Genomic DNA, 21,353 nt, shown 5'->3' with positions numbered 1-21,353 from the left:
TTTTCAAGTAGATGTCGATGGTGCCGCTTACAGGACTCGAACCTGTGACCCCCGCATTACGAATGCGATGCTCTACCAGCTGAGCTAAAGCGGCCCGACGACGGACATCTCCGGTCGAGGGGGCGGCGCTTAACAGGGGAAATTTGCCGTGACAAGCGCTAACCCGCATTTACGTGCCGTTTACCAAGCAGCGTGCACAAGCAGCCGTAAGTGAACGGGGAAGTTTTCGGTATGGGCATGCGACGCGAGCCGGACGGCGAATACGGCGAGATCGACGAGGCCGGGGCGGGGCTTCCCGGCGGGGCGACCGACGCGGGCGTCAACGACGTGATGTTCGATCTGGGCGGGGACGAACGCCGGATGCATGTCCGCGCCTATAACCACTGGGTGTCACTGCTGAGGGGACGCCCCTATCCGACGATCGCGGACCTCGATCCCGGCTCGATCGCCGATTTCGGCCCGCACAGCGTGCTGCTCGACTTCCGCACCGATCCGGGCACGGGTGCGGATCGGGATGCCGCGGCGGTGATGACGATCGATGATCCGCGAATCGCCTATCTCGGCGCCAAGCTGCGTGAGGAATGCGGGCTGGTCGGGCCGATCACGTCGATCGCCGACGTGCCGAGCCGGTCGCTGCTGTCGCGGCTGACCGATCATTATCTGCAGATCATCGCGAATCGCGCGCCGATCGGGTTCGAGGCCGAATTCGTCAACAGCCGCGGGCGCACGACGCTGTACCGCGGCATCCTCATGCCGTTCTCGTCGAGCGACGAGGGCATCGATTTCCTGTATGGCGTGATCAACTGGAAGGAGCTCGCCGACGACCGGATGCAGGCGACGCTCGCCGCCGAGCTCGAGGCGGCGGTTCGCGCCACGCCGGTGCCCGCGTCCGGGCTCACCGCCTATGCACGCCACGCGCCGACGATGCCGGGGCTCGGCGCGTCGCTGGCCTCGGCCGGGCACGCGCCCGCCACCTCGCCGGGCGTGCCGATCTGGGCCGACGGGCCGAGTGCCGAATTCGCCGACCCCATAGCGGCGACCGGCCCGACCGATGGCCCGGCACCTGACACGCTGGCGCATGTCGTGCTCCGGACCGATGCGGAGCCCGGCGCGATCGTCGTGCTCGTCGCCCGCGCGGGGGTGGATGGCGGGCTCGACATCATCGGCACGATCACCGGCGACGCGGTCCTCACCGCGCAGGCGATGGCTGCGATTAGGTAGCCGAAAACCGTGTTCGCGCCGCGCCGACGCGCATCCGAATGCTGCACCGCAACAGCAGTGTTCGCACCTGCCACAAGCCTTGAGGTCGTATCCTACCCGGCGCATAGGCGCGGTCATGGCTGATCTTTCCACGACGCTGACCGACGCGCTCGCCGCCCGGTTGACCGAACGCGCGCTTCCGGGCGAACTCAAGGACTTCGGCACGACGGAGGCGGCGCACGCCGCGGCTTTCGTCGTCGCCACGGCGCTTCGCCGCGACGATGGTGCGCCCGCCATCGCGCTCGAACCGATCAGCGCCGACGACACGCGCCGCCGCATGCGGCTGGCGATCGTCAACGACGACATGCCGTTCCTGGTCGATTCGATTTCCGCCGCGATCGCCGCGCAGGACATCGCGATCGATCGCATCATCCATCCGGTCGTTCACACGACGCGCAGCCCCGACGGCGTGCTCCAGGCGATCGGCGACACCGGCCCCGCCGAATCGATGATCTATCTCGAGATGGAGCGCGCCGACGCCCGCGATCGGCGCGGGCTGATCGAGGAACTGACCGGCGTGCTCGCCGATGTCCGCGCGGCGGTGAAGGACTGGCGCGCGATGCAGGGCACGATGGCGACCGATATCGCGCTGCTTCACAGCGACGGTCCCGATGCGGAGGGCGCGGCGCTACTGCGCTGGTTCCTTGACGGCCATCTGACGCTGCTCGGGCACCAGGTCTGGCACCGCGACGGCAGCGGCGGCGCCGCGCTCGGCATCGCGCGCAATCCGCATGCCGTGCCGATCCTGGCGGAGGCCTCGCGCGCACTCGCGATCCAGTGGTTCGAGGCGGGCAATCTCGCCCCACTGCTGCTGAAGTCGAACCTGATCTCGACCGTCCACCGCGCCGTCCCGCTCGACCTGGTCGTGGTCCCGGTGATCGAGGGCGAGACGATCGCGGGACTGTCGATCTACAGCGGTCTGTGGACCAGCGCGGCGCTGGCGACGATGCCGCGCGACGTGCCGATCCTGCGCACGCGGCTCGCCGCGATGAAGGCGAAATTCGGCTTCGATCCGCGCGGCCATGCGGGCAAGGCGCTGACCCACGCATTCACCGCCCTGCCCCATGATCTGGTGATCGCGTTCGCGCCCGACGCGCTCGAGGAACTCGCGCTGACCGCGATGAGCCTGGCCGACCGGCCGCGTCCCGCGCTGGTGCTCGTCGCATCGCCGCTCGGCCGTCATCTGTTCGGCTTCGTCTGGCTGCCGCGCGACGACGTCACGACCGGCCGCCGCGCCGCGATCGGCGAGATGCTCGCCGAGGCCGCGAATGCCACCGTGCTGAACTGGTCGATCGCGCTCGAGGACGGCGAGACCGCGATGCTGCGCTACACGCTCGACCTGCGTGGCGAAGGCCGCGTGCCCGACGTCGCGCCGCTCGCATTGCGGCTGCAGCGGATGGTGCGCGGCTGGGTGTCCGACGTCGAGGCCGCGCTGGTCGAGACATTGCCGTCGCCGCGCGCCGCGCGCCTAGCGCTGCGCTGGGCCGCCGCCTTCCCGCAGAATTACCGCAACCTCAGCAGCCCGGCCGAAGCCGCCGAGGACATCCAGCGGCTTGCCGCACTCGACGGGCCGGGCTCGCGCGGGGTGCGCCTGATCTCCAGCGCGCCCGGCGAAGACCGCCAGCTCAAAATCTACAAGCTGGGCGGCGCGCTGCCGCTGTCCGATGCCGTGCCGGTGCTCGAGAATTTCGGCTTCCGCGTGATCGGCGAATTGCCGACCCGGCTGCAGGAGGACAGCGATCCCTTCGTGCACGACTTCGTGCTCGAGGCGAACGATGCGGTCGCGCAGGCCGACGCCGCGACGCTCGAGCGCGCGATCGCCGCGGTGCTCGAAGGCGCGGCCGAGAACGATGCGTTCAACCGGCTGATCGTCGAGGTCGGCATGAGCCCGCAGGCGGTCGTGCTGTTCCGCGCCTGGTTCCGCTATCTGCGCCAGGCGGGACTGCCCTACGGCCTGACGACGGTGGTCGACGCGCTGCGCCGCGCGCCGAGAGTCGCGACCGCGCTGATCGCGCGCTTCGCCGCCGCGCATGATCCGGCCGATGCCGGGCATCCCGCCGACGCCGATGCGACGATCGAAGCGGGACTCGATGCTGTGACCGCGATCGACGACGACCGCATCCTGCGCGCCTATCATAGCCTGGTCGGCGCGACGCTGCGCACCAACGCCTTCACGCCCGCCGCGGCCGAGGCGCTTGCGTTCAAGCTCGACAGCCACCTGATCCCCGGCCTCCCCGCGCCCGTGCCATGGCGCGAGATCTGGGTGTACAGCCCGCGGATCGAGGGCATCCATCTGCGCGCCGGCCCGGTCGCGCGCGGCGGGCTGCGCTGGTCCGACCGTCGCGACGATTTCCGCACCGAGATTCTCGGGCTGATGAAGGCGCAGCGCGTGAAGAACGCGGTGATCGTGCCGACCGGCGCGAAGGGCGGCTTTTATCCCAAACAGCTCCCTGCCCCGTCCAACCGCGACGCGTGGCTGGCGGAAGGGACCGAGAGCTACCGGATCTTCATCCGCACGCTGCTGTCGATCACCGACAACATCGTCGAGGGCAAGGTCGTCCATCCGGCCGGCGTCGCGATCCTTGACGGCGAGGATCCCTATTTCGTCGTCGCCGCGGACAAGGGCACCGCGACGTTCAGCGACGTCGCAAACGCGCTCGCGCTCGACCGCGACTTCTGGCTGGGCGACGCGTTCGCGAGCGGCGGCTCGGTCGGCTATGATCACAAGGCCATGGGCATCACCGCCAAGGGTGCCTGGGTCTCGGTCCAGCGTCACTTCGCCGAACGCGGCATCGACGTGCAGAGCGATCCGATCACCGTCGTCGGCTGCGGCGACATGTCGGGCGACGTGTTCGGCAACGGCATGCTGCTGTCGAAGTCGCTCAAGATCGTCGCGGCGTTCGACCATCGCCACATCTTCATCGATCCGAACCCCGATCCCGCCGCAAGCTGGGACGAGCGCGCGCGCATGTTCGCCCTCCCCCGCTCGAGCTGGGCGGACTACGAAACCGCGCTGATCTCCGAGGGCGGCGGCGTCTATCCGCGCACCGCCAAGGTCATCCGTCTCTCGCCCCAAGCGCAGGCCGTGCTCGGCATCGCGGTCGACGAGATCGAACCCGGCGCGCTGATCTCCGCGATCCTGAAGGCACCCGCCGACCTGCTCTGGTTCGGTGGCATCGGCACCTATGTGAAGGCGGCATCCGAGAACAACGTCCAGGTCGGCGATCCCGCCAACGACCGGCTGCGCGTCAATGCCGAGGATCTGCGCGTCACCGCGATCGGCGAAGGTGCCAATCTCGGCGTCACGCAGGCCGCGCGCATCGCGTTTTCCGAGCGCGGCGGACGGATCAACACCGACTTCATCGACAATTCCGCGGGCGTCGACTGCTCGGACAACGAGGTCAACATCAAGATCGCGCTGAACCGCGAGATGATCGAGGGGCGCCTGGGATATGAGGATCGCAACGCGCTGCTCGCCAGCATGACCGACGACGTCGCGCATCTCGTGCTCGAGGACAACCGGCTCCAGACGCTCGCACTGTCGATCGCCGAGGGCGCGGGCGCGCTGGCGGGACCGGGCGGCCTTGGCGGCGCGACCGGCGGCGGCGGGGGCCCGGGCTCGATGCCGAGCTATGTCCGCGTCATCGAAATCTTCGAGGGCAGCGGACGGCTCGATCGCGCGGTCGAGGGGCTGGCCGCCAATGACGACCTGCTCCGCCGCGGGCTCGACGGCCATGGCCTGACGCGTCCGGAACTTGCCGTGCTGCTCGCCACCGCGAAGCTCGCGCTGCAGGATTCGATCGAGCATGCCGGGCTCGGCGACGACCCCGCGCTCAAGCCCGATCTTCACGCCGCCTTCCCGGCCGCGATGCGCGAGCATTTCGCGCAGGCGATCGACGACCACCGGCTGCGCGGCCAGATCGTCGCGACCAAGCTCGCCAACCGCATCGTCAACCGGCTCGGCGTGCTCCATCCGTTCGAGCTGGCCGAAGAGGAAGGCGCGGCGATGGGCGATATCGCGGCGATGTTCGTCGTCGCCGAACGGCTGTTCGACCTGCCCTCGCTCTGGGCGGACATCGAATCACGACCGATGCCCGAAGCCGCACGCATCGCGCTCTTTGACGAAGTGGCGGTGGCGACGCGGTCGCAGATCGCGGATCTGCTGCGCGTGTCCGCCCCCGGCACGATGCCGGGTGCGGTGCTCGCGCGGCTCGCCAAGGGGATCACGCATCTCGATGGCCAGACCAAGGCGCTGCTGCTCGAGGAGGCAAGCGCGCAGAGCGACCGCATCGCCGCGCAGCTCGAGACGGCGGGTGCCCCGCACGACCTCGCGATCAAGGTGGTCCGGCTGTTCGAGCTCGACGGTGCGGTCGGGCTCGCCGATCTCGGCGAGCGCCTCGCGCTCGACGAGGCGGTGCTGACCCGCGCCTTCACGCATCTGGGGCAGGCGCTCGGGCTCGACTGGGCACAGGCCAATGCGGCGCGGATCACGCCGTCGGATCCCTGGGAACGCCTGCTCATCGCCGGACTGGCGCGCGATTTCCAGCAGTTGCGGCTGGAGTTCCTCGCACGGTGCGGGGCCAAGGATCCGCAGGGCGCGGTCGACACGTGGCTGGCGAGCAATGCCACCCGCGTCGCGCAGTTCAAGGCGGTGATCGACCGTGCACGCCACGCCGCCGTCCCGAACGCCGCGATGCTCGCGCAGATCGCCAGCCAGGCGCGCGTGCTGCTCGGCCGATAGGCGCAAACCGAAGCCCTGCCCCGCCACATTGCTGGCGGGGCGGGAACCCATCGCGCGTCCGGCGGTTCGATGATGTCTTCCCGACAATCGCGTACGTCGCGGTTGAGTATTCACCCGCGCTTGGCCTAGAGCTACCGGGAACACGAGGCCAGCATGACCGATATCCCCAATACCCAGCCTGACAGCCGCGAGACGACGATTCTCGACGCCCCCGACCGCATGGTGAAGGTGCGCGAGATGTTCGGGATCGATTCCGACATGGAGGTGCCCGCCTTCTCCGAGGCGGACGAGCGCGTTCCCGATCTCGACCCCGCCTATGTCTTCGACGCGGACACCACGCTCGCGGTTCTCGCGGGCTTTGCGCATAATCGCCGCGTGATGGTCCAGGGCTATCACGGCACCGGCAAGTCGACCCATATCGAACAGGTGGCGGCGCGCCTGAAATGGCCGTGCATCCGGATCAACCTCGATGCGCATATCAGCCGCATCGACCTGATCGGCCGCGACGCGATCGTCCTGAAGGACGGTCAGCAGATCACCGAGTTCCGCGAGGGCCTGCTCCCCTGGGCGCTGCAGACCCCGACCGCGCTCGTGTTCGACGAATATGACGCAGGGCGTCCCGACGTGATGTTCGTGATCCAGCGCGTGCTCGAGACCGAGGGCAAGCTGACCTTGCTCGATCAGAACCGCGTGATCCGCCCGAACCCCTGGTTCCGCCTGTTTGCGACCGCCAACACGGTCGGCCTCGGCGACACCAGCGGGCTGTATCACGGCACGCAGCAGATCAACCAGGGCCAGATGGACCGCTGGAACATCGTCGTCACGCTCAACTACCTCCCCGCCAAGGTCGAAGCGCAGATCGTGCTCGCGAAATCGGGTGAATATGACAAGCCCGACGGCAAGAAGGTCGTCGAGAACATGGTCCGCGTCGCCGACATGACCCGCAAGGGCTTCGTCAACGGCGACATCTCGACCGTGATGAGCCCACGTACCGTCATCACCTGGGCGCAGAACGCGCTGATCTTCGGTGACGTCGGCTTCGCATTCCGGCTGTCGTTCCTCAACAAGTGCGACGAGGCGGAGCGGTCGCTGGTCGCGGAATATTATCAGCGCGTGTTCGGCAAGGACCTGCCCGAGAGCGTGATGGGCAAGGCCTGAGGCCTTGGCGAACGAAACGCCCCTCGACCGGTTCAAGGCGGTTCTCGCCGGCACCGCGCGCGCGATCGCGGAGGAGCCCGAGGTCGAGCTCGCCTTCACCGCGGACGCGCCGGCGCAGTCGGGCAAGCACATCAAGGTGCCGATGCCCGCGCGCGCGCTGCCGCCCGAACAGGTCGCGGAAGCGCGCGGGTTCGCCGATGGATTCGCGCTTCAGCTAAAGCATCACGACATCGCGCTGCACAACCGTGCGGCGCCGGTCGAGGCGGTCGCGCGTGCGGTGTTCGACGCGGTCGAGACCGCGCGCGTCGAGGCGCTGGGGTCGCGCGGCTATGCCGGGATCAGCGACAATCTCGCCATGGCGCTCGACGTCCGGCTGCGCGCCGACCCGATCACGCGTGCGCGCAACCGGGACGAGGTGCCGTTGTCGACCGCGCTCGGGCTGATGGTGCGCGAGCGGCTGACCGGGCAGGAATCGCCCGCGGTCGCCGCCCCCGGCCTCGCGCTGGTGCGGGAGTGGATCGAGCAGAAGACCGATCTCGATGCGCTGGCGTACGCGATCGACGACCAGAAGACGTTCCAGGGCCTGGCGCGCAAGATGCTCGCCGAGCTCGAGCTCGTCCAGGCGGACCAGGTCCCCGAGGAGAGCGAAGAGGGCGGCTCCGAGGACGAGGGTACCGACGAGCAGCAGCAGGACGAGGGCGACGAAGGCGACGACCAGGGCGAGGACGGCCAAGGCGAAGTCGAGGCGCGCGGCGAACAGTCCGAGCAGCAGAACGAGGAAAGCGACGGCCAGGAGCAGAGCGACGAGTCGATGGACGACATCGACGGCGAGCCCGGCGATGACGGCGAGGAGGGCATGCAGCCCGTCCGCCCCAACCGCCCGATGGCGGACATGGGCACCGCGTTCGACTACAAGCCATGGACGACGCAGTTCGACGAGGTGATCGCCGCGACCGAGCTGTGTGATGCCGAGGAACTGGCACGACTGCGCGGCTATCTCGACCAGCAGCTGGTCCATCTCCAGTCCGCGGTCTCGAAACTCGCCAACCGCCTGCAACGCCGGCTGATGGCGCAGCAGTCGCGCTCGTGGGATTTCGATCAGGAGGAGGGCATTCTCGATGCGGCGCGGCTCGCCCGCGTGATCGTCAACCCGACGCTGTCGCTCAGCTACAAGGCCGAGCGCGAGACCGATTTCCGCGACACCGTCGTCACGTTGCTGATCGACAATTCGGGGTCGATGCGCGGACGCCCGATCTCGATCGCGGCGATCAGCGCGGACATCCTCGCGCGCACGCTCGAACGCTGCGGCGTGAAGACCGAGATCCTCGGCTTTACCACGCGCGCGTGGAAGGGCGGCCAGTCGCGTGAGACCTGGCTCGCGGCGGGCCGCCCGCCCCAGCCCGGCCGTCTCAACGACATCCGCCACATCGTCTACAAGCGCGCCGACGAGCCATGGCGGCGTGCACGCAACTCGCTCGGGCTGATGATGCGCGAGGGGCTGCTGAAGGAGAATATCGACGGCGAGGCGCTGATGTGGGCGCATGCCCGGCTCGTCGCGCGGCCCGAGGAACGCCGCATCCTGATGGTGATCAGCGACGGCGCGCCGGTCGATGATTCGACGCTCAGCGTGAATTCGGGATCCTATCTCGAACGCCATCTGCGTCAGGTGATCGGCTGGATCGAGACCAGGTCGCCGGTCGAGCTCGTCGCGATCGGCATCGGCCACGACGTGACGCGCTATTATGCGCGCGCGGTGACGATCATGGACGTCGAACAGCTCGGCGGGACGATCATCGAACAGCTCGCATCGCTCTTCGACACCGAGTGACGGCCATTCGGCCACCGCGCGCGTGATCGCCCCCCCGCGCGGCGGGTTTGCAGGCCCAGTGAAGCGGTCGATCACGATCGCCGGTCACCAGACGTCGATCAGCCTCGAACCGATCTTCTGGCAGGCGCTCGAGCGCGAGGCGGTCCGGCTCGGCCTGCCGCTGTCCGCGCTGGTCGCCGAGATCGACGCGCTGCGCATCGTCGCGGACGCCCCCCCGAACCTCGCCAGCGCCTTGCGGAGCTGGTTGTTCGACGACTCGACTTGAGAACCAGTCGCATTAGCATTGACAGTGCGAACGACTCTCAATAGCGATACTCCAAGAGCAAAAGGGGTTTCACTATGTCGACTGTTTCGCCGCGGGGCGTCGCGCCGCGTCCTGCCACGATGCCCGCCTTCCTGGCGCTGTCCTGCATCGGTGCCTTTACGACCGCGCCGGCGCTCGCCGCCGAGACCGACCGGGCGACGGCAACGCCCAAGGCCACCCCGACGGACACGGCCGACGTGCAGCACCGTGACGAGATCCTGGTCAACGGCCACCGCGAACGCGATGCCGGCCCGAAACAGGTCGCGCCGCTGGTCGATACCCCGCGCTCGATCATCGTCCTGCCCAAGGAGGTGATCGAACAGACCGGATCGAACAGCCTCGCGGATGCGCTGCGCACCGTGCCCGGCATCACGTTCGGCGCCGCGGAGGGCGGCAATCCGATCGGCGACCGCCCCTTCATCCGTGGGTTCGACAGTCAGGGCAGCATCTTCGTCGACGGTGTCCGCGACCTCGCCTCGCAGACGCGCGAGGTGTTCGCGGTCGAATCGGTCCAGATCGTCCGCGGGTCCGATTCGACGCTCGGCGGCCGCGGCTCGGCGGGCGGCACGATCAACATCCTGTCGCGCCTGCCCGTGCTCGACACGTTCGGCTCGCTCAGCGGCAGCTATGGCGAGGCGGACTATAAGCGGGTCACCGGCGACCTGAACCTCAAGATCTCCGACACCGCGGCGTTCCGGATCCAGGGCATGTGGCACGACCAGGACGTCGCGGGTCGCGATGCGATCTGGCAGAAGCGCTGGGGCGTGGCGCCCTCCGTCGCGATCGGGCTCGGCACGCCGACCCGGCTGACCGCGAGCTTCTATCACATGGAAAGCAGCGAACTGCCCGACAGCGGCATCCCCTATCTCTACACGATCAACAATCACCCCGGCACCGGCAGCGTTACGACACGGCCCGCGCTCGGTACCGTGACGACCGCGGGCGGCCAGACCGGCTTTGTCTCCCGGAAAAACTTCTACGGGCTGGCCGCGCGCGACTTCCGCGACGCCGACACCAACCAGGCGACGATCCGCGTCGAACATGATTTCGGCGGCATCACGCTGCGCAACACCGCGCGCTACACGCACAGCACGCAAAGCTTCATCTTCACCCTCCCCGACGACAGCCAGGGCAATGTCTATGGCACCACCGCGACCAATACGGGCGCGAACGTGACCAATGGCGGCTATGTCTGGACGCGCGGCAACACGCGCTACGGCTATAGCGAGAGCATCGTCGACCAGACCGACCTGTACGGCAAATTCAATACCGGCGGCATCGAGCACAGCTTCTCGCTCGGCACCGAGCTTTCGTGGGAAAAAACGCGGCGCGGCACGTTCGTGTCAGCGAACGGCTCGACGATCTCGCCACGCTGCAACACGGCGACGATCGCGCGCTCCTATTGCGTCAGCCTGTTCAATCCGGATCCCTATGCGCCATGGGTCAATTACGCGAGCGACACGTCGACGACGCAGACCCCGATCGCACGGGGCGCGCTGTCCACGGAAACGCAGAACGACGCGAATACCAAGGCGGTCTACGCGTTCGATTCGATCACGCTGATCCCGGCGCTGATCCTGAACCTGGGTGCGCGTTACGACCGGTTCGAATCGACGATCACGCTGCCGGGCGCAACGCAGACGAAGCTCACGCGCGTCGACAACCTCTTCAACTGGCAGGCAGGGCTCGTCTTCAAGCCGACGCCCGAAACCAGCCTCTATGCGAGCTACGCGACCGCCGCGACGCCGCCGAACAGCCTGCTCGGCGAAGGCCGCGAGGATAACGCGATCACCGCCGCAGTGCTCGGGCTGCTCAAGCCGCAAAAGACCAAGTCCTACGAGGTCGGCGCCAAGGCGAGCCTGTTCGCCGAGAAGCTGCAGCTCGGCGCGGCGGTGTTCCAGACGGAGATTTCCAACGCGCGCGTGCTCGACGACACGAACACCGCATCGTTCATCGGCGAGACGAGAATTCGCGGGTTCGAGTTCAACGTCAGCGGGACGATCCTGCCCGGCTGGACCGTCTTCGGCGGGTTCACGCATCTCGACCCGAAAATCATCGACGGCGGCTTCACGACGCTGACCGCCCCGGCGATCACGACCACCGCAAACGGGGTGACGACCGTCGTACAGCCTGCGCGGACCACCGGCGTCGTGTCGGTCAACACCGGCAAGCAGGTGCCGCAGACCGCGAAGAACAGCTTCACCGCGACGACCAGTGTCGATGTGACGCGCCGGCTGCAGATCGGTGGCACCGCGCTGTACATGGACGAACAGATCGGCGGCTATGCGGACAATCGTAGCGCGCGGCAGACTGCGGCGGGCGTCGTCACGGTAACCCCCGCGACCAAGGTCCTCACCCGCAGCACGCCTGGTTACTGGCGGTTCGATGCGCGGGCCAGCTACAAGCTGACCGACATGATCGACCTCAGCGTCAACGCGCAGAACCTGACCAACAAGACCTATTTCTCGCAGACCTATGCCAGCCACTATGCCACGCTCGCTGCGGGCCGTACGGTGTTCGGCACGGTCAACCTGCGGTTCTGAGGGCCAGAGTGACGGCGCTAGACACACTTTCGCCCGACGCCATCGCCGCGCGCCTCTCCGGTAGTCCGGAAGAGCGCGCGGCGTTCGTGCGCGAGGCGGCAGACGCCGGCGTGGCGGAGGCACAGGCGGTCTACGGGCAGATGCTGCTCGACGGGACCGGCGTCGCGGCCGATCCGGCTGCCGCCATGGCCTGTTTCGTCAAGGCGGCGGCGCAGCATCACGTGATGGCGCTCAACATGGTCGGGCGCTGCTACGATCTCGGCTGGGGCACGCCGGTCGACAAGGCGCGCGCGGCGGAATGCTACCGGGTCGCGGCTGCGCGCGGGCTCGACTGGGCGATGTACAATTACGCGACGCTGCTGGCGCTGGGTGACGGCGTGCCCGAGGACAGGCCGGCCGCGCTCGCCCTGCTGGAGAAGGTTGCCGCGATGAACACAGGGCTTGCAAGCGCGAAAGCGATCAACTTCGTCGGCAGCTTCGCCGAGGATGGCTGGGCCGGCCCCCGCGACCTCGCGCGTGCCGCGGCCTGCTATGCCAGCGCGGCAGAGGGCGGCGATTTCCGCGGCTGTTTCAACCATGCGCGGATGCTCGGTGCGGCGGGCGAGATCGACGCCGCGCTCGGCTGGCTCGAACAGGCCGGCGCGCGGGGCAACGCCGCGTTCGTTTCGAAGGCGCAGGCGTTTCTCGCGGCCAGCGACATCGCGGCGTTCCGCACGCGCGGCGTCGCGGCGTTGCGGGAGGGCGCGCAGTGCTGATCGCGATTCCGGACGTGCTCGATCCCGCCGGCGTCGCGCGGGTCCGTACGTTGATCGACGCGGCCGAGTGGGTCGACGGCAACGCGACCTCGGGCACGCAAAGCGCGCTCGCCAAGCGCAACGAACAATTGCCCGAGGAGTCCGCCGCGGCGAGGGACGCCGGCGGCATGATCCTCGACGCGCTGGGGCAGTCGGCGCTGTTCATCGCCGCGGCGCTGCCGCTGAAGGTCTTCCCGCCGCTGTTCAACCGCTATGCCGGCGGGCAGGATTTCGGACTGCACGTCGACACCGCGATCCGTATCCGCCGCGGCAGCGATTTCCGGATCCGCAGCGACCTGTCGGCAACGCTCTTTCTCGAAGACCCCGCCGACTATGACGGCGGCGAGCTGGTGATCGAGGATCAGTTCGGGCCGCAATCGGTCAAGCTGCCCGCCGGGCACATGGTCGTCTATCCCGCCTCCAGCCTGCACCGGGTGACGCCGGTGACGCGCGGCGTGCGGACCGCCTCGTTCTTCTGGCTGCAGTCGATGGTCCGCGACGACGGCGCGCGCCGGATCCTGTTCGATCTCGACCAGGGCGTGCAGGCGGTCGCCGCGGCGCAAGGGATGGCCGACCCGGCGACGATCAGGCTGACCGGCGTCTATCACAATCTGCTCCGTCGCTGGGCCGATGCGTGACCACGCCCTGCCGATCCGGCCCATCGTCGCACTGGTCGCGATCGCGGGGTTCACCAGCCAGTCGAGCGCGCAGGCTAATATAGCGTTTGCCGGAATACCGGACGTGACGATCGACTATTATCCGGTCGATGGCGGCGATGCGATGGCGGTCCGCCGCGCAATCGACGCCGCCCGGCCGACCGATGCGCATGACGGCCGCCGGGTCGATGCGCTGAGCAGCTGGGACCTGCGCTGGTCCTGGCCGCGAACCAGACACGGCGGCTGCGATCTTGCGGCGGCGACGATCCGCTACAAGGCGACCGTGCGCATGCCGCAACTCGCCGCGACCGCCCGGCTGACCGCCACCGAGCGCGCCGATTGGGACCGCTACGTCGCGGCGCTCGCCCGGCACGAGGCGGGGCATATCCGCTACACCTATCGCCACCGCGGCGACATCCTGGCCGCGATCCGGCGGGCGACCTGCCGGACCGCGGACGCGGCCGCACAGGCAGCGCTGGCCGGGCTCGACGCCTATCATGTCGCCTATGACCGCGAGACGGCGCATGGCACCAAGGAGGGGGCAAGCTTCCCCGCCTCCTGACCCGTCAGGCGAACGCCGCGGCACCCTTCAGATGCTGATAGGCGGCGATGACCTTCTGCAGCTCCGATTCATGCGCCCGGTCCCCGCCGTTGCGGTCAGGATGATAGCGCCGCACCAGTTCGCTATAGCGTTTGCGCAGCGCGGTGCGATCGGTGTCGGTCCCCAGCCCCAGCACGCGCAGCGACCGCCGCTCGCCATCGGACAGCACGCGACCATCCTTGCGCGCAGCCGCCATCCGCTCGCCGAACCGCGCGCCGATCGCGTCGATCGGGTCGGCGAAATCCGCCCATTTGGGCGGCGTGTCGCCGCCGCCATGCGCAAAGGCGCGCGTCTCGCGTTCCCATCCCGCCATCGGCCGCTGCGCATGATGGATCTCGTCCGCGGTCATCCCGTCGAAATAATTATAGCCTGCGTTGAACGCGCGGACATGCTCGAGGCAGAACCAGCGGAACTGCGGCGGCCCGCCATCGCTCGGCCCCTCGAGCGGCGGCGCGCGGAATTCGCCGGGTTCGGCACAGCCCGGCCACATGCACACACGCCCGCTGCCCTCCACGCGCCCGTGGAAACGGGGGCTGGGCCGGTCCTTGCGCTCTTTTCTCGCGTCTTGCGTCACCGGCTCCCCGTCTATCCAAAACGGGCTATATAGGTCGGATGACAGACCTCGCCACCGGCTCCGTACAGGACCAGATCACCGCGCGCCTCACCGCCGCGCTCACCCCGACCCATCTGACCGTCGTCAACGAGAGCGCGCTGCATGCCGGACATATGGGGGACGACGGCACCGGCGAGACGCATTTTCGTGTCGAGGTGGAAGCACCGGCGTTCCAAGGGCTTAACCGCGTCGCCCGGCAACGCCTCGTGAACCACGCGCTCGCCGAACTGCTCAGCACGCAGATCCATGCGCTTGCGATCAAGGCGCGTGCGCCTGGAGAGGCATGATGGCCTATACGCTCTGGTACTGGCCCGGCCTCCAGGGCCGCGGCGAATTCGTCCGGCTCGCGCTCGAGGGCGGCGAGATTCCCTATACGGATGCGGCGCACGATCGCGGTGCCGAGGCGCTGATGGCCGATCTGAACGACCGCACCGGCCGCACGCCCTTCGCCCCGCCCTATCTCGAACTCAATGGTCTGGTGATCGCACAGGTCGCCAACATCCTGATGTATCTGGGCGAACGCCACGACCTCGCGCCGTCGAACATGGCCGATCGGCTGTGGCTCAACCAGCTCCAGCTGACGTTCGCCGATCTCGTCGCGGAGGTCCACAACGTCCACCACCCGGTCGCGATGATGGACTATTACGCCGACCAGAAGCCCGAGGCCGCGCGCGCCGCGAAGCAGTTCCGCGAGGAAAGGCTCCCCAAATTTCTCGGTCACTTCGAGGATGCGGCACAGGCCAATCCCGGCGAATGGCTGATCGACCATCGCTGGACCTATGCCGACACCTCGCTGTTCCAGATCGTCGAGGGGCTTCGCTACATGTTCCCGCAGCGGATGCGCACGCTCGAACCCGACTATCCCAATCTGATCCGGATCCGCGACCAGGTCGCCGAGATCCCCGCAATCAGGGCCTATCTGAACAGCGACCGGCGGATCGCGTTCAACACCGACGGCATCTTCCGCCACTATCCCGAACTCGACGCCGCATGAGCCTTGGTCGCTTCCCGACATCCAATACCTCCCCGGCGAAGGCCGGGGTCCAGTTGGGGGACAGGCATAACGATGGGCCGTCCGTCGCCATATCGACCGTTCCAACTGGACCCCGGCCTTCGCCGGGGAGGTGCATCGGGCTGTGAGAACCCCGCGCCCCGCCGCGCGCATCCTGCTCGTCGATGCGCAGGACCGCGTGCTGATGTTCCGCTTCACCCCCGACGATCGCCCGCCGCTCTGGTGCACGCCGGGCGGCGCGGTCGATCCGGGCGAGAGCTATGCCGCCGCCGCCCGCCGCGAGCTTTGGGAAGAGGTCGGGCTCGATATGGATTGCGGCCCCGAGGTCGCACGCCGCGTCGTCGACTTCCGCACCTTCGAGGGCGTCGAGGTGACCGCCGACGAACGCTATTTCCGCGTCGACGTGGATACGTGCGACGTCGCGGCGGGCGGGCTCACCGATCAGGAGCGCAAGCTGCTCGTCGGTCACCGCTGGTTTTCCCGAAACGACATCGCGGGGCATGACGAAGTCCTCTATCCAGCGGATCTCGTCGAACTCCTCGACGCCACGGAGACACGCCATGCTGGATGATTTCGTCCTCCAGACCATCCTGCCCTCGACGCATGATCTGGGCGGCTTCAAGGTCCACCGCACCCTGCCGAACAAGGACCGGACGATGGTCGGCCCGTTCCTGTTCTTCGACCAGATGGGCCCCGCGCATCTCGAGGTCGGTACGGGCATCGACGTGCGCCCGCATCCGCACATCAACCTGTCGACCGTCACCTATCTGTTCGACGGCGCGATCGACCATCGCGATTCGCTCGGTACGAAGGCACGGATCGAGCCCGGCGCGGTCAATCTGATGACCGCGGGTCACGGCATCGTCCATTCCGAACGCTCGCCCGGCGACGAGCGCGCCGGCGGGCCGAACCTGTCGGGTATCCAGACCTGGCTGGCGCTGCCCGAGGCGGTCGAGGAGATCGATCCCGCGTTCGAACACGTCACCAAGGCGCGGCTGCCGGTGATCGAGGCGCACGGCGCGCGCTCGCGGATCATCATGGGGAGTCTCTGGGGCCAGAACGCGCCGACCACGACCTATTCGGGCACGATCTACGCCGACATCGCGCTCGACCCGGGTGCGAGCGTGCCGATCGACGCGGCCGCGGAGGAGCGCGCGGTCTATCTCGCCATGGGTGAGGCGACGCTGGAGGGCGTAAAGCTCGAGCCGCAGGTGCTCTACGTCCTGCGCCCCGGCATCGCCGCGACGCTGCGCTCGGCGACCGGCGGGCGGGCGATGCTGTGCGGCGGCGATGCGTTCACGACACCGCGCCACGTCTGGTGGAACTTCGTCAGCTCGAACCGCGACCGGATCGAACAGGCGAAACGCGACTGGAACGCCGGCAATTTCCCCAAGGTCCCCGGCGACGAGAAGGAACGGATCGAGATCCCGGCGATACCCAAGACGGTCAGCTACCCCTGACCCGCAGATAGATCCTCCCCCGCCAGGGGGAGGATCGCAAAATGGATCCGGCCCTTGTCCCGCCCTGCGCGGTACCGCACACTCCCCCTATCGGTGCAGACCATATCGACCCCCGACCAGATCCGGGGCACCACGCGGGAGAGAGACATGACCGAGCTGCAGAGCCTCCGACTATCCACCGGCGTCGACCTCGACGTCGCGATCAGCGGCGATCCCGCCAACCCGCCCGTCATCCTCCTGCACGGCTTCCCCGAATCGCACCGCACCTGGCGCCACATCGCCCCCGACCTCGCGCGCGACCATTATGTCATCGCCCCCGACCAGCGCGGCTATGCGCGCTCGTCGAAGCCCGAGGGCGTCGCCAATTACACCCCCGACAAGATCGTCGCCGACCTGCTCGCGCTCGCCGATCAGCTCAAGATCGACCGCTTCACGCTGGTCGGGCATGACTGGGGCGGCGCGGTCGCCTGGATGGCCGCGCTCCAGCATCCCGACCGGATCGAACGGCTGGTGATCGTCAACGCGCCCCACCCGCTCGTCTTCCAGCGGACGATCTTCGACGATCCCGAACAGCGCAAGGCGAGCCAGTATATCCGCCGCTTCCGCGACACGAGTATCGACCAGGGCCTGACCGGCGCAGGCCTCGAGAAGTTCCTCGGCTCGACCTTCGCGCATCATGTGACGCAGGCGATCGCGGGCAAGGACAAGGCCGCCTATCTCGACGAATGGTCACAGCCCGGCGCGATGACCGCGATGCTCAACTGGTACCGCGCCAGCGCGATCGTCGTCCCCGCGATGGACGAGACACCGCCGCGCCCCGCCTTTCTCGACGCACCCTTCCCGCCGGTGAAGATGCCGGTCCTGGTGATCTGGGGCATGCGCGACACCGCGCTGCTGCCGACGCAGCTCGACCTCGCCGATTATGTCCCCGAGCTGACGATCGAAAAGGTCGATGCGGGCCATTTCGTCCCCTGGGAAAAACCCGACGCGGTGATCGCCGCGATGCGCCGCTGGGGAATTTAACGCCCTCTTCGTCAGGATGACGGCATTGGTGGACCGCCTTGATCGCCACCTGTCTGAATCCTGACCAGCACATTCTGAAACCGTTCAGCGGCCGGGGAGCAAATCCCCTGTCATGCCGTTTGATACGGCGACGAAGACAGGAGAGCAGTCATGCGTAAGTTGATCCTCGCGGCCGTAGCCGCCGCCACATTGGTTCCCACGTTCGCCACCGCGCAGAGCTATGGCGAAGTCCGCCGCAGCGACCGTGAAGTGCGTCAGAGCCAGCGCGAACTCCAGCAGGCGCGCCGTTTCGGCGACCGCGGCGACGTCCGCGATGCCCGCCGCGAACTTCGCGAAGACCGTCAGGAGCGTCGCGAGGACTGGCGCGACTATCGCCGCAGCCACGCGAACGTCTATCGCCGCCCCGCCTATGTCGGCCCACGCGGCTATCGTTATCGCCCGATCAATGTCGGCCACCGGTTCGCGCCGCAATATTACGGCCGCAACTACTGGATCAACGACTATCAGACCTATCGCTTGCCGCGCCCGGGCTTCGGCTATCAGCGCTGGGTCCGCTATGGCCGCGACGTCGTCCTGGTCGACACGCGCAACGGTCGCGTTGCACAGGTCAACAACGGCTTCTTCTACTAAGGCGCCACGACGGCCCGGGAGCGATCCCGGGCCGTATTGTTGTGGCGATCGGGGCGATCCGGTTGCACCCTCCCCAGCCCGATCGTAAAGCCCGGCGCGTGCCAGACTCCCAGATCATCATCGCCGTCCCCAAGGGACGTATCCTCGCCGAGGCTTTGCCGCTGCTCGCCCGCGCCGGCATCCATCCCGAAGCGGCGTTTTCGGACGAAGACAGCCGCGCGCTCCGCTTCGCGACCAACGACCCCGACATCTCGCTGATCCGCGTCCGCGCGTTCGATGTCGCGACCTTCGTCGCGCACGGCGCGGCGCAGCTCGGCATCGTCGGCTCGGACGTGATCGCGGAATTCGGCTATTCCGAACTCTATGCCCCGGTCGATCTCGGCATCGGTCATTGCCGCCTGTCGGTCGCCGAGCCCAGCGAGATGGCGGCGAAGGACGATCCGCGCGGCTGGAGCCATGTCCGCGTCGCGACCAAATATCCGCACGTCACCGCCGCGCATTTCGCCGCCCGCGGCGTCCAGGCCGAATGCGTGAAACTGAACGGCGCGATGGAGCTCGCCCCGACGCTCGGCCTCGCGCCGCGCATCGTCGACCTCGTCTCGTCGGGCCGCACGCTCAAGGAAAACGGCCTGGTCGAGGTCGAGCGGATCATGGACGTCACCAGCCGCCTGGTCGTCAACCGCGCCGCGATGAAGACGCGCGCACGGGTAGTGCCGCTGGTCGAGGCGTTCCGCCGCGCCGTCGAGCAGGAGCAGGCCGCATGATCCGCCTTTCCACCACCGATGCCGACTTCGCCGACCGCTTCACCGCGCTCGTCGAGGACCGCCGCGAATCGGATGCAGGCGTCACGCAGGACGTCGCCGCGATCATCGCGTCCGTCCGCCGCGACGGCGAGACCGCGCTGCGCGACCTGACGCAGAAGCACGACCGCCACGACCTCGAGACGACCGGCTGGCAGATCGACGCCGCCGACTGCAAGGCCGCGTTCGACGCGCTCGAGCCCGAGCTGCGCACCGCGCTCGAACTCGCCGCGACGCGGATCCGGGCGTATCACGAGAAACAGCGCCCGACCGACAGCGACTCGGTCGATTCGGCGGGTGTCCGGCTCGGCGCACGCTGGCTGCCGGTCGACGCTGCGGGCATCTATGTCCCGGGCGGCCGCGCCGCCTATCCGTCGTCGCTGCTGATGAACGCGATTCCCGCCAAGGTCGCGGGCGTCGGTCGTCTCGCGATGGTCACCCCGACCCCCGATGGCCAGATCAACCCGCTCGTCCTTGCCGCCGCGCATCTCGCGGGCGTCGACGAGGTCTGGCGTGTTGGCGGCGCGCAGGCCGTCGCCGCGCTCGCCTACGGCGCCGGTCGGATCGCGCCCGTCGACGTCATCACCGGCCCCGGCAACGCCTGGGTCGCCGAAGCCAAGCGTCAGGTCTACGGCGTCGTCGGCATCGACATGGTCGCGGGGCCCTCCGAGATCGTCGTCGTCGCGGATGCGCTGAACGATCCCGAATGGACCGCCGCCGACCTGCTCAGCCAGGCCGAGCACGACGTCACCACCCAGTCGATCCTCTTCACTGACGACGCGGCGTTTGCCGACAAGGTCGCCGCCGCGGTCGATCGCCAGCTCAGCGCGCTCGCCACCGAGGCGGTCGCGCGCGTCGCCTGGGACGCAAACGGCGCGATCATCGTCGTCGACACGCTGGCGGACGCGATCCCGCTGGTCGACCGGCTCGCCGCCGAGCATCTCCAGCTCGCCATCCCCGACCCGCAGGGCTTTTTCGACCGCGTCCGCCATGCGGGCTCGGTGTTCCTCGGCCGCTACACCCCCGAGGCGATCGGCGATTACGTGGCGGGCCCGAACCACGTCCTGCCGACCGGCCGCCGCGCGCGGTTCGCGAGCGGCTTGTCGGTGCTCGACTTCATGAAGCGCACCAGCTTCCTCGCGCTCGACGAAGCCGCCTTGCGTGAACTCGGCCCCGCGACCGTCGCACTCGCCAACGCCGAGGGTTTGCCGGCCCACGCAAAATCGGTGGCGTTGCGGCTTCGCCTCAACCACTGATTTTTGTTCGCGCGGAGGCGCGGAGGCGCGGAGATGTTGTACGCGGCGCAGCCGCCCCGATCCTCACCAGCGGGTTATTGGAGGGCCGCTGCGCGGTAAGGTCGACACCTCCGCGCCTCCGCGCCTCCGCGCGAACCAATCTTCTTCACTCCCCCCACGCGTAAGAAACGCGAAGGGCTGACACGCAAGCCCCCCGCGCGTACAGGCAACCGCTTATGTCCAGAACCGCTCCCCGCACCAAGGCACGCGCCGCCGCGCGACTCGCCGCCGTCCAGGCGACCTACCAGCATGAGATGGAGGGTACCGCGATGCCCGTCCTGCTCAACGAATTTCATCAGCACCGGCTCGGCGCGACGATCGAAGACGTCGAATATGCCGAGGCGGACGTCGATTTCTTCGACGACCTCGTGACTGGCGCGAATGCCCGCAGCGGCGAGATCGACCTGCTGATCGAGGGCAAGCTCGCCAAGGGCTGGACGCTCGCGCGGCTCGACAAGCCGATGAAGGCGATCATCCGCGTCGGCACCTACGAACTGCTGGCGCGCAAGGACGTGCCGGTCGCCGCGGTGATCAGCGAATATGTCGACGTCGCGCACGCCTTTTACGACAAGCGCGAATCGGGCTTCGTGAACGGCCTGCTCGACGGCATCGCGAAAGAGGTCCGGGCGTAATCT

General features: G+C 68.2%; 18 protein-coding genes, 1 tRNA gene and 1 pseudogene. 18 read left to right on the top strand and 2 right to left on the bottom strand.

All coding sequences use genetic code 11. The features are described from left to right. Positions 1-18: 18 nt before the first annotated feature. Positions 19-94 (bottom strand) — tRNA-Thr (locus ASE89_RS14630). Between the two features lie 143 nt (positions 95-237). On the opposite strand from ASE89_RS14630, the pseudogene ASE89_RS19980 reads away from it, so the two are divergent. From ASE89_RS19980 to ASE89_RS14585, 9 genes and pseudogenes are all read left to right on the top strand, one after another. Next, positions 238-1,044: pseudogene (locus ASE89_RS19980) on the top strand (PAS domain-containing protein); the annotation flags it as partial. A 292-nt stretch (positions 1,045-1,336) separates the two neighbouring features. Continuing rightward, positions 1,337-6,001: an NAD-glutamate dehydrogenase domain-containing protein gene (locus ASE89_RS14620; RefSeq protein WP_056679158.1), complete on the top strand. Its 4,665-nt coding sequence runs from the start codon at positions 1,337-1,339 to the stop codon at positions 5,999-6,001. A 153-nt stretch (positions 6,002-6,154) separates the two neighbouring features. Further along, positions 6,155-7,159 carry a cobaltochelatase subunit CobS gene (gene cobS / locus ASE89_RS14615; RefSeq protein WP_031393922.1) on the top strand — a complete coding sequence of 335 codons (1,005 nt, stop codon included), beginning with the start codon at positions 6,155-6,157 and terminating at the stop codon, positions 7,157-7,159. 4 nt (positions 7,160-7,163) lie between these two features. Beyond that, a complete protein-coding gene (gene cobT / locus ASE89_RS14610; protein ID WP_031393923.1) occupies positions 7,164-8,987 on the top strand; it encodes a cobaltochelatase subunit CobT in 1,824 nt (607 codons plus the stop codon). Between the two features lie 22 nt (positions 8,988-9,009). Beyond that, positions 9,010-9,252, top strand: a complete 243-nt coding sequence (locus ASE89_RS14605) for a ribbon-helix-helix domain-containing protein (RefSeq protein WP_056679155.1) — start codon at positions 9,010-9,012, stop codon at positions 9,250-9,252. 74 nt (positions 9,253-9,326) lie between these two features. Next, complete coding sequence (locus ASE89_RS14600; protein ID WP_056679152.1) at positions 9,327-11,834, top strand: TonB-dependent receptor; 2,508 nt, start codon at positions 9,327-9,329, stop codon at positions 11,832-11,834. An 8-nt stretch (positions 11,835-11,842) separates the two neighbouring features. Next, positions 11,843-12,589: a tetratricopeptide repeat protein gene (locus tag ASE89_RS14595; protein WP_056679149.1), complete on the top strand. Its 747-nt coding sequence runs from the start codon at positions 11,843-11,845 to the stop codon at positions 12,587-12,589. Beyond that, positions 12,583-13,266 (top strand): Fe2+-dependent dioxygenase, encoded by a 684-nt coding sequence (locus ASE89_RS14590; RefSeq protein ID WP_056679146.1) that lies wholly within the window; start codon positions 12,583-12,585, stop codon positions 13,264-13,266. Before ASE89_RS14595 ends, ASE89_RS14590 begins: the two co-directional genes overlap by 7 nt. Then, complete coding sequence (locus tag ASE89_RS14585; RefSeq protein WP_056679143.1) at positions 13,259-13,846, top strand: DUF922 domain-containing protein; 588 nt, start codon at positions 13,259-13,261, stop codon at positions 13,844-13,846. Before ASE89_RS14590 ends, ASE89_RS14585 begins: the two co-directional genes overlap by 8 nt. Positions 13,847-13,850: 4 nt before the next feature. Here the strand turns inward: ASE89_RS14585 and ASE89_RS14580 are convergent, their stop codons facing one another. Continuing rightward, a complete protein-coding gene (locus ASE89_RS14580; protein WP_081877806.1) occupies positions 13,851-14,375 on the bottom strand; it encodes a J domain-containing protein in 525 nt (174 codons plus the stop codon). Between the two features lie 122 nt (positions 14,376-14,497). Between ASE89_RS14580 and ASE89_RS14575 the strand changes: the two genes are divergently transcribed. The 9 genes from ASE89_RS14575 (at position 14,498) to nusB (ending at position 21,350) form a co-directional block, all read left to right on the top strand. Next, a complete protein-coding gene (locus tag ASE89_RS14575) occupies positions 14,498-14,785 on the top strand; it encodes a BolA family protein (RefSeq protein ID WP_056679141.1) in 288 nt (95 codons plus the stop codon). Beyond that, complete coding sequence (locus ASE89_RS14570; RefSeq protein ID WP_056679139.1) at positions 14,785-15,492, top strand: glutathione S-transferase; 708 nt, start codon at positions 14,785-14,787, stop codon at positions 15,490-15,492. Before ASE89_RS14575 ends, ASE89_RS14570 begins: the two co-directional genes overlap by 1 nt. Before the next feature lie 142 nt (positions 15,493-15,634). Further along, a complete protein-coding gene (locus ASE89_RS14565) occupies positions 15,635-16,081 on the top strand; it encodes an NUDIX hydrolase (RefSeq protein ID WP_056408949.1) in 447 nt (148 codons plus the stop codon). Next, on the top strand, positions 16,071-16,970 hold the full coding sequence (locus tag ASE89_RS14560; protein WP_056679136.1) for a pirin family protein: 900 nt from the start codon (positions 16,071-16,073) through the stop codon (positions 16,968-16,970). The genes ASE89_RS14565 and ASE89_RS14560 overlap by 11 nt, the downstream gene beginning before the upstream one ends. Positions 16,971-17,117: 147 nt before the next feature. After that, the gene (locus tag ASE89_RS14555; protein WP_056679133.1) at positions 17,118-17,993 is read left to right on the top strand and encodes an alpha/beta fold hydrolase; all 876 of its coding nucleotides are present in this window, start codon (positions 17,118-17,120) and stop codon (positions 17,991-17,993) included. A 150-nt stretch (positions 17,994-18,143) separates the two neighbouring features. Then, entirely contained in the window at positions 18,144-18,623 is a 480-nt protein-coding gene (locus ASE89_RS14550; RefSeq protein ID WP_037530847.1) for an RcnB family protein, read from the top strand. 98 nt (positions 18,624-18,721) lie between these two features. After that, entirely contained in the window at positions 18,722-19,387 is a 666-nt protein-coding gene (gene hisG / locus ASE89_RS14545; protein ID WP_056679130.1) for an ATP phosphoribosyltransferase, read from the top strand. Then, entirely contained in the window at positions 19,384-20,679 is a 1,296-nt protein-coding gene (gene hisD / locus ASE89_RS14540; protein ID WP_056679127.1) for a histidinol dehydrogenase, read from the top strand. The genes hisG and hisD overlap by 4 nt, the downstream gene beginning before the upstream one ends. A gap of 215 nt (positions 20,680-20,894) precedes the next feature. Beyond that, the gene (gene nusB, locus ASE89_RS14535; protein ID WP_031396492.1) at positions 20,895-21,350 is read left to right on the top strand and encodes a transcription antitermination factor NusB; all 456 of its coding nucleotides are present in this window, start codon (positions 20,895-20,897) and stop codon (positions 21,348-21,350) included. Positions 21,351-21,353: the final 3 nt, after the last annotated feature.

The organism is Sphingomonas sp. Leaf30, from assembly GCF_001422525.1.
Lineage (GTDB): Bacteria > Pseudomonadota > Alphaproteobacteria > Sphingomonadales > Sphingomonadaceae > Sphingomonas > Sphingomonas aerolata.
This window is presented reverse-complemented; position numbering and strand designations above follow the sequence as displayed.

Bases quoted from the DNA above. Each gene is read 5' to 3' on its own strand.
- ASE89_RS14620 (WP_056679158.1), top strand. From the start codon at position 1,337: ATGGCTGATCTTTCCACGACGCTGACCGACGCGCTCGCCGCCCGGTTG.
- cobS (WP_031393922.1), top strand. From the start codon at position 6,155: ATGACCGATATCCCCAATACCCAGCCTGACAGCCGCGAGACGACGATT.
- ASE89_RS14600 (WP_056679152.1), top strand. From the start codon at position 9,327: ATGTCGACTGTTTCGCCGCGGGGCGTCGCGCCGCGTCCTGCCACGATG.
- ASE89_RS14585 (WP_056679143.1), top strand. From the start codon at position 13,259: ATGCGTGACCACGCCCTGCCGATCCGGCCCATCGTCGCACTGGTCGCG.
- ASE89_RS14580 (WP_081877806.1), bottom strand. From the start codon at position 14,375: ATGTGGCCGGGCTGTGCCGAACCCGGCGAATTCCGCGCGCCGCCGCTC.
- ASE89_RS14575 (WP_056679141.1), top strand. From the start codon at position 14,498: ATGACAGACCTCGCCACCGGCTCCGTACAGGACCAGATCACCGCGCGC.
- ASE89_RS14570 (WP_056679139.1), top strand. From the start codon at position 14,785: ATGGCCTATACGCTCTGGTACTGGCCCGGCCTCCAGGGCCGCGGCGAA.
- ASE89_RS14560 (WP_056679136.1), top strand. From the start codon at position 16,071: ATGCTGGATGATTTCGTCCTCCAGACCATCCTGCCCTCGACGCATGAT.
- ASE89_RS14555 (WP_056679133.1), top strand. From the start codon at position 17,118: ATGACCGAGCTGCAGAGCCTCCGACTATCCACCGGCGTCGACCTCGAC.
- ASE89_RS14550 (WP_037530847.1), top strand. From the start codon at position 18,144: ATGCGTAAGTTGATCCTCGCGGCCGTAGCCGCCGCCACATTGGTTCCC.
- hisD (WP_056679127.1), top strand. From the start codon at position 19,384: ATGATCCGCCTTTCCACCACCGATGCCGACTTCGCCGACCGCTTCACC.
- nusB (WP_031396492.1), top strand. From the start codon at position 20,895: ATGTCCAGAACCGCTCCCCGCACCAAGGCACGCGCCGCCGCGCGACTC.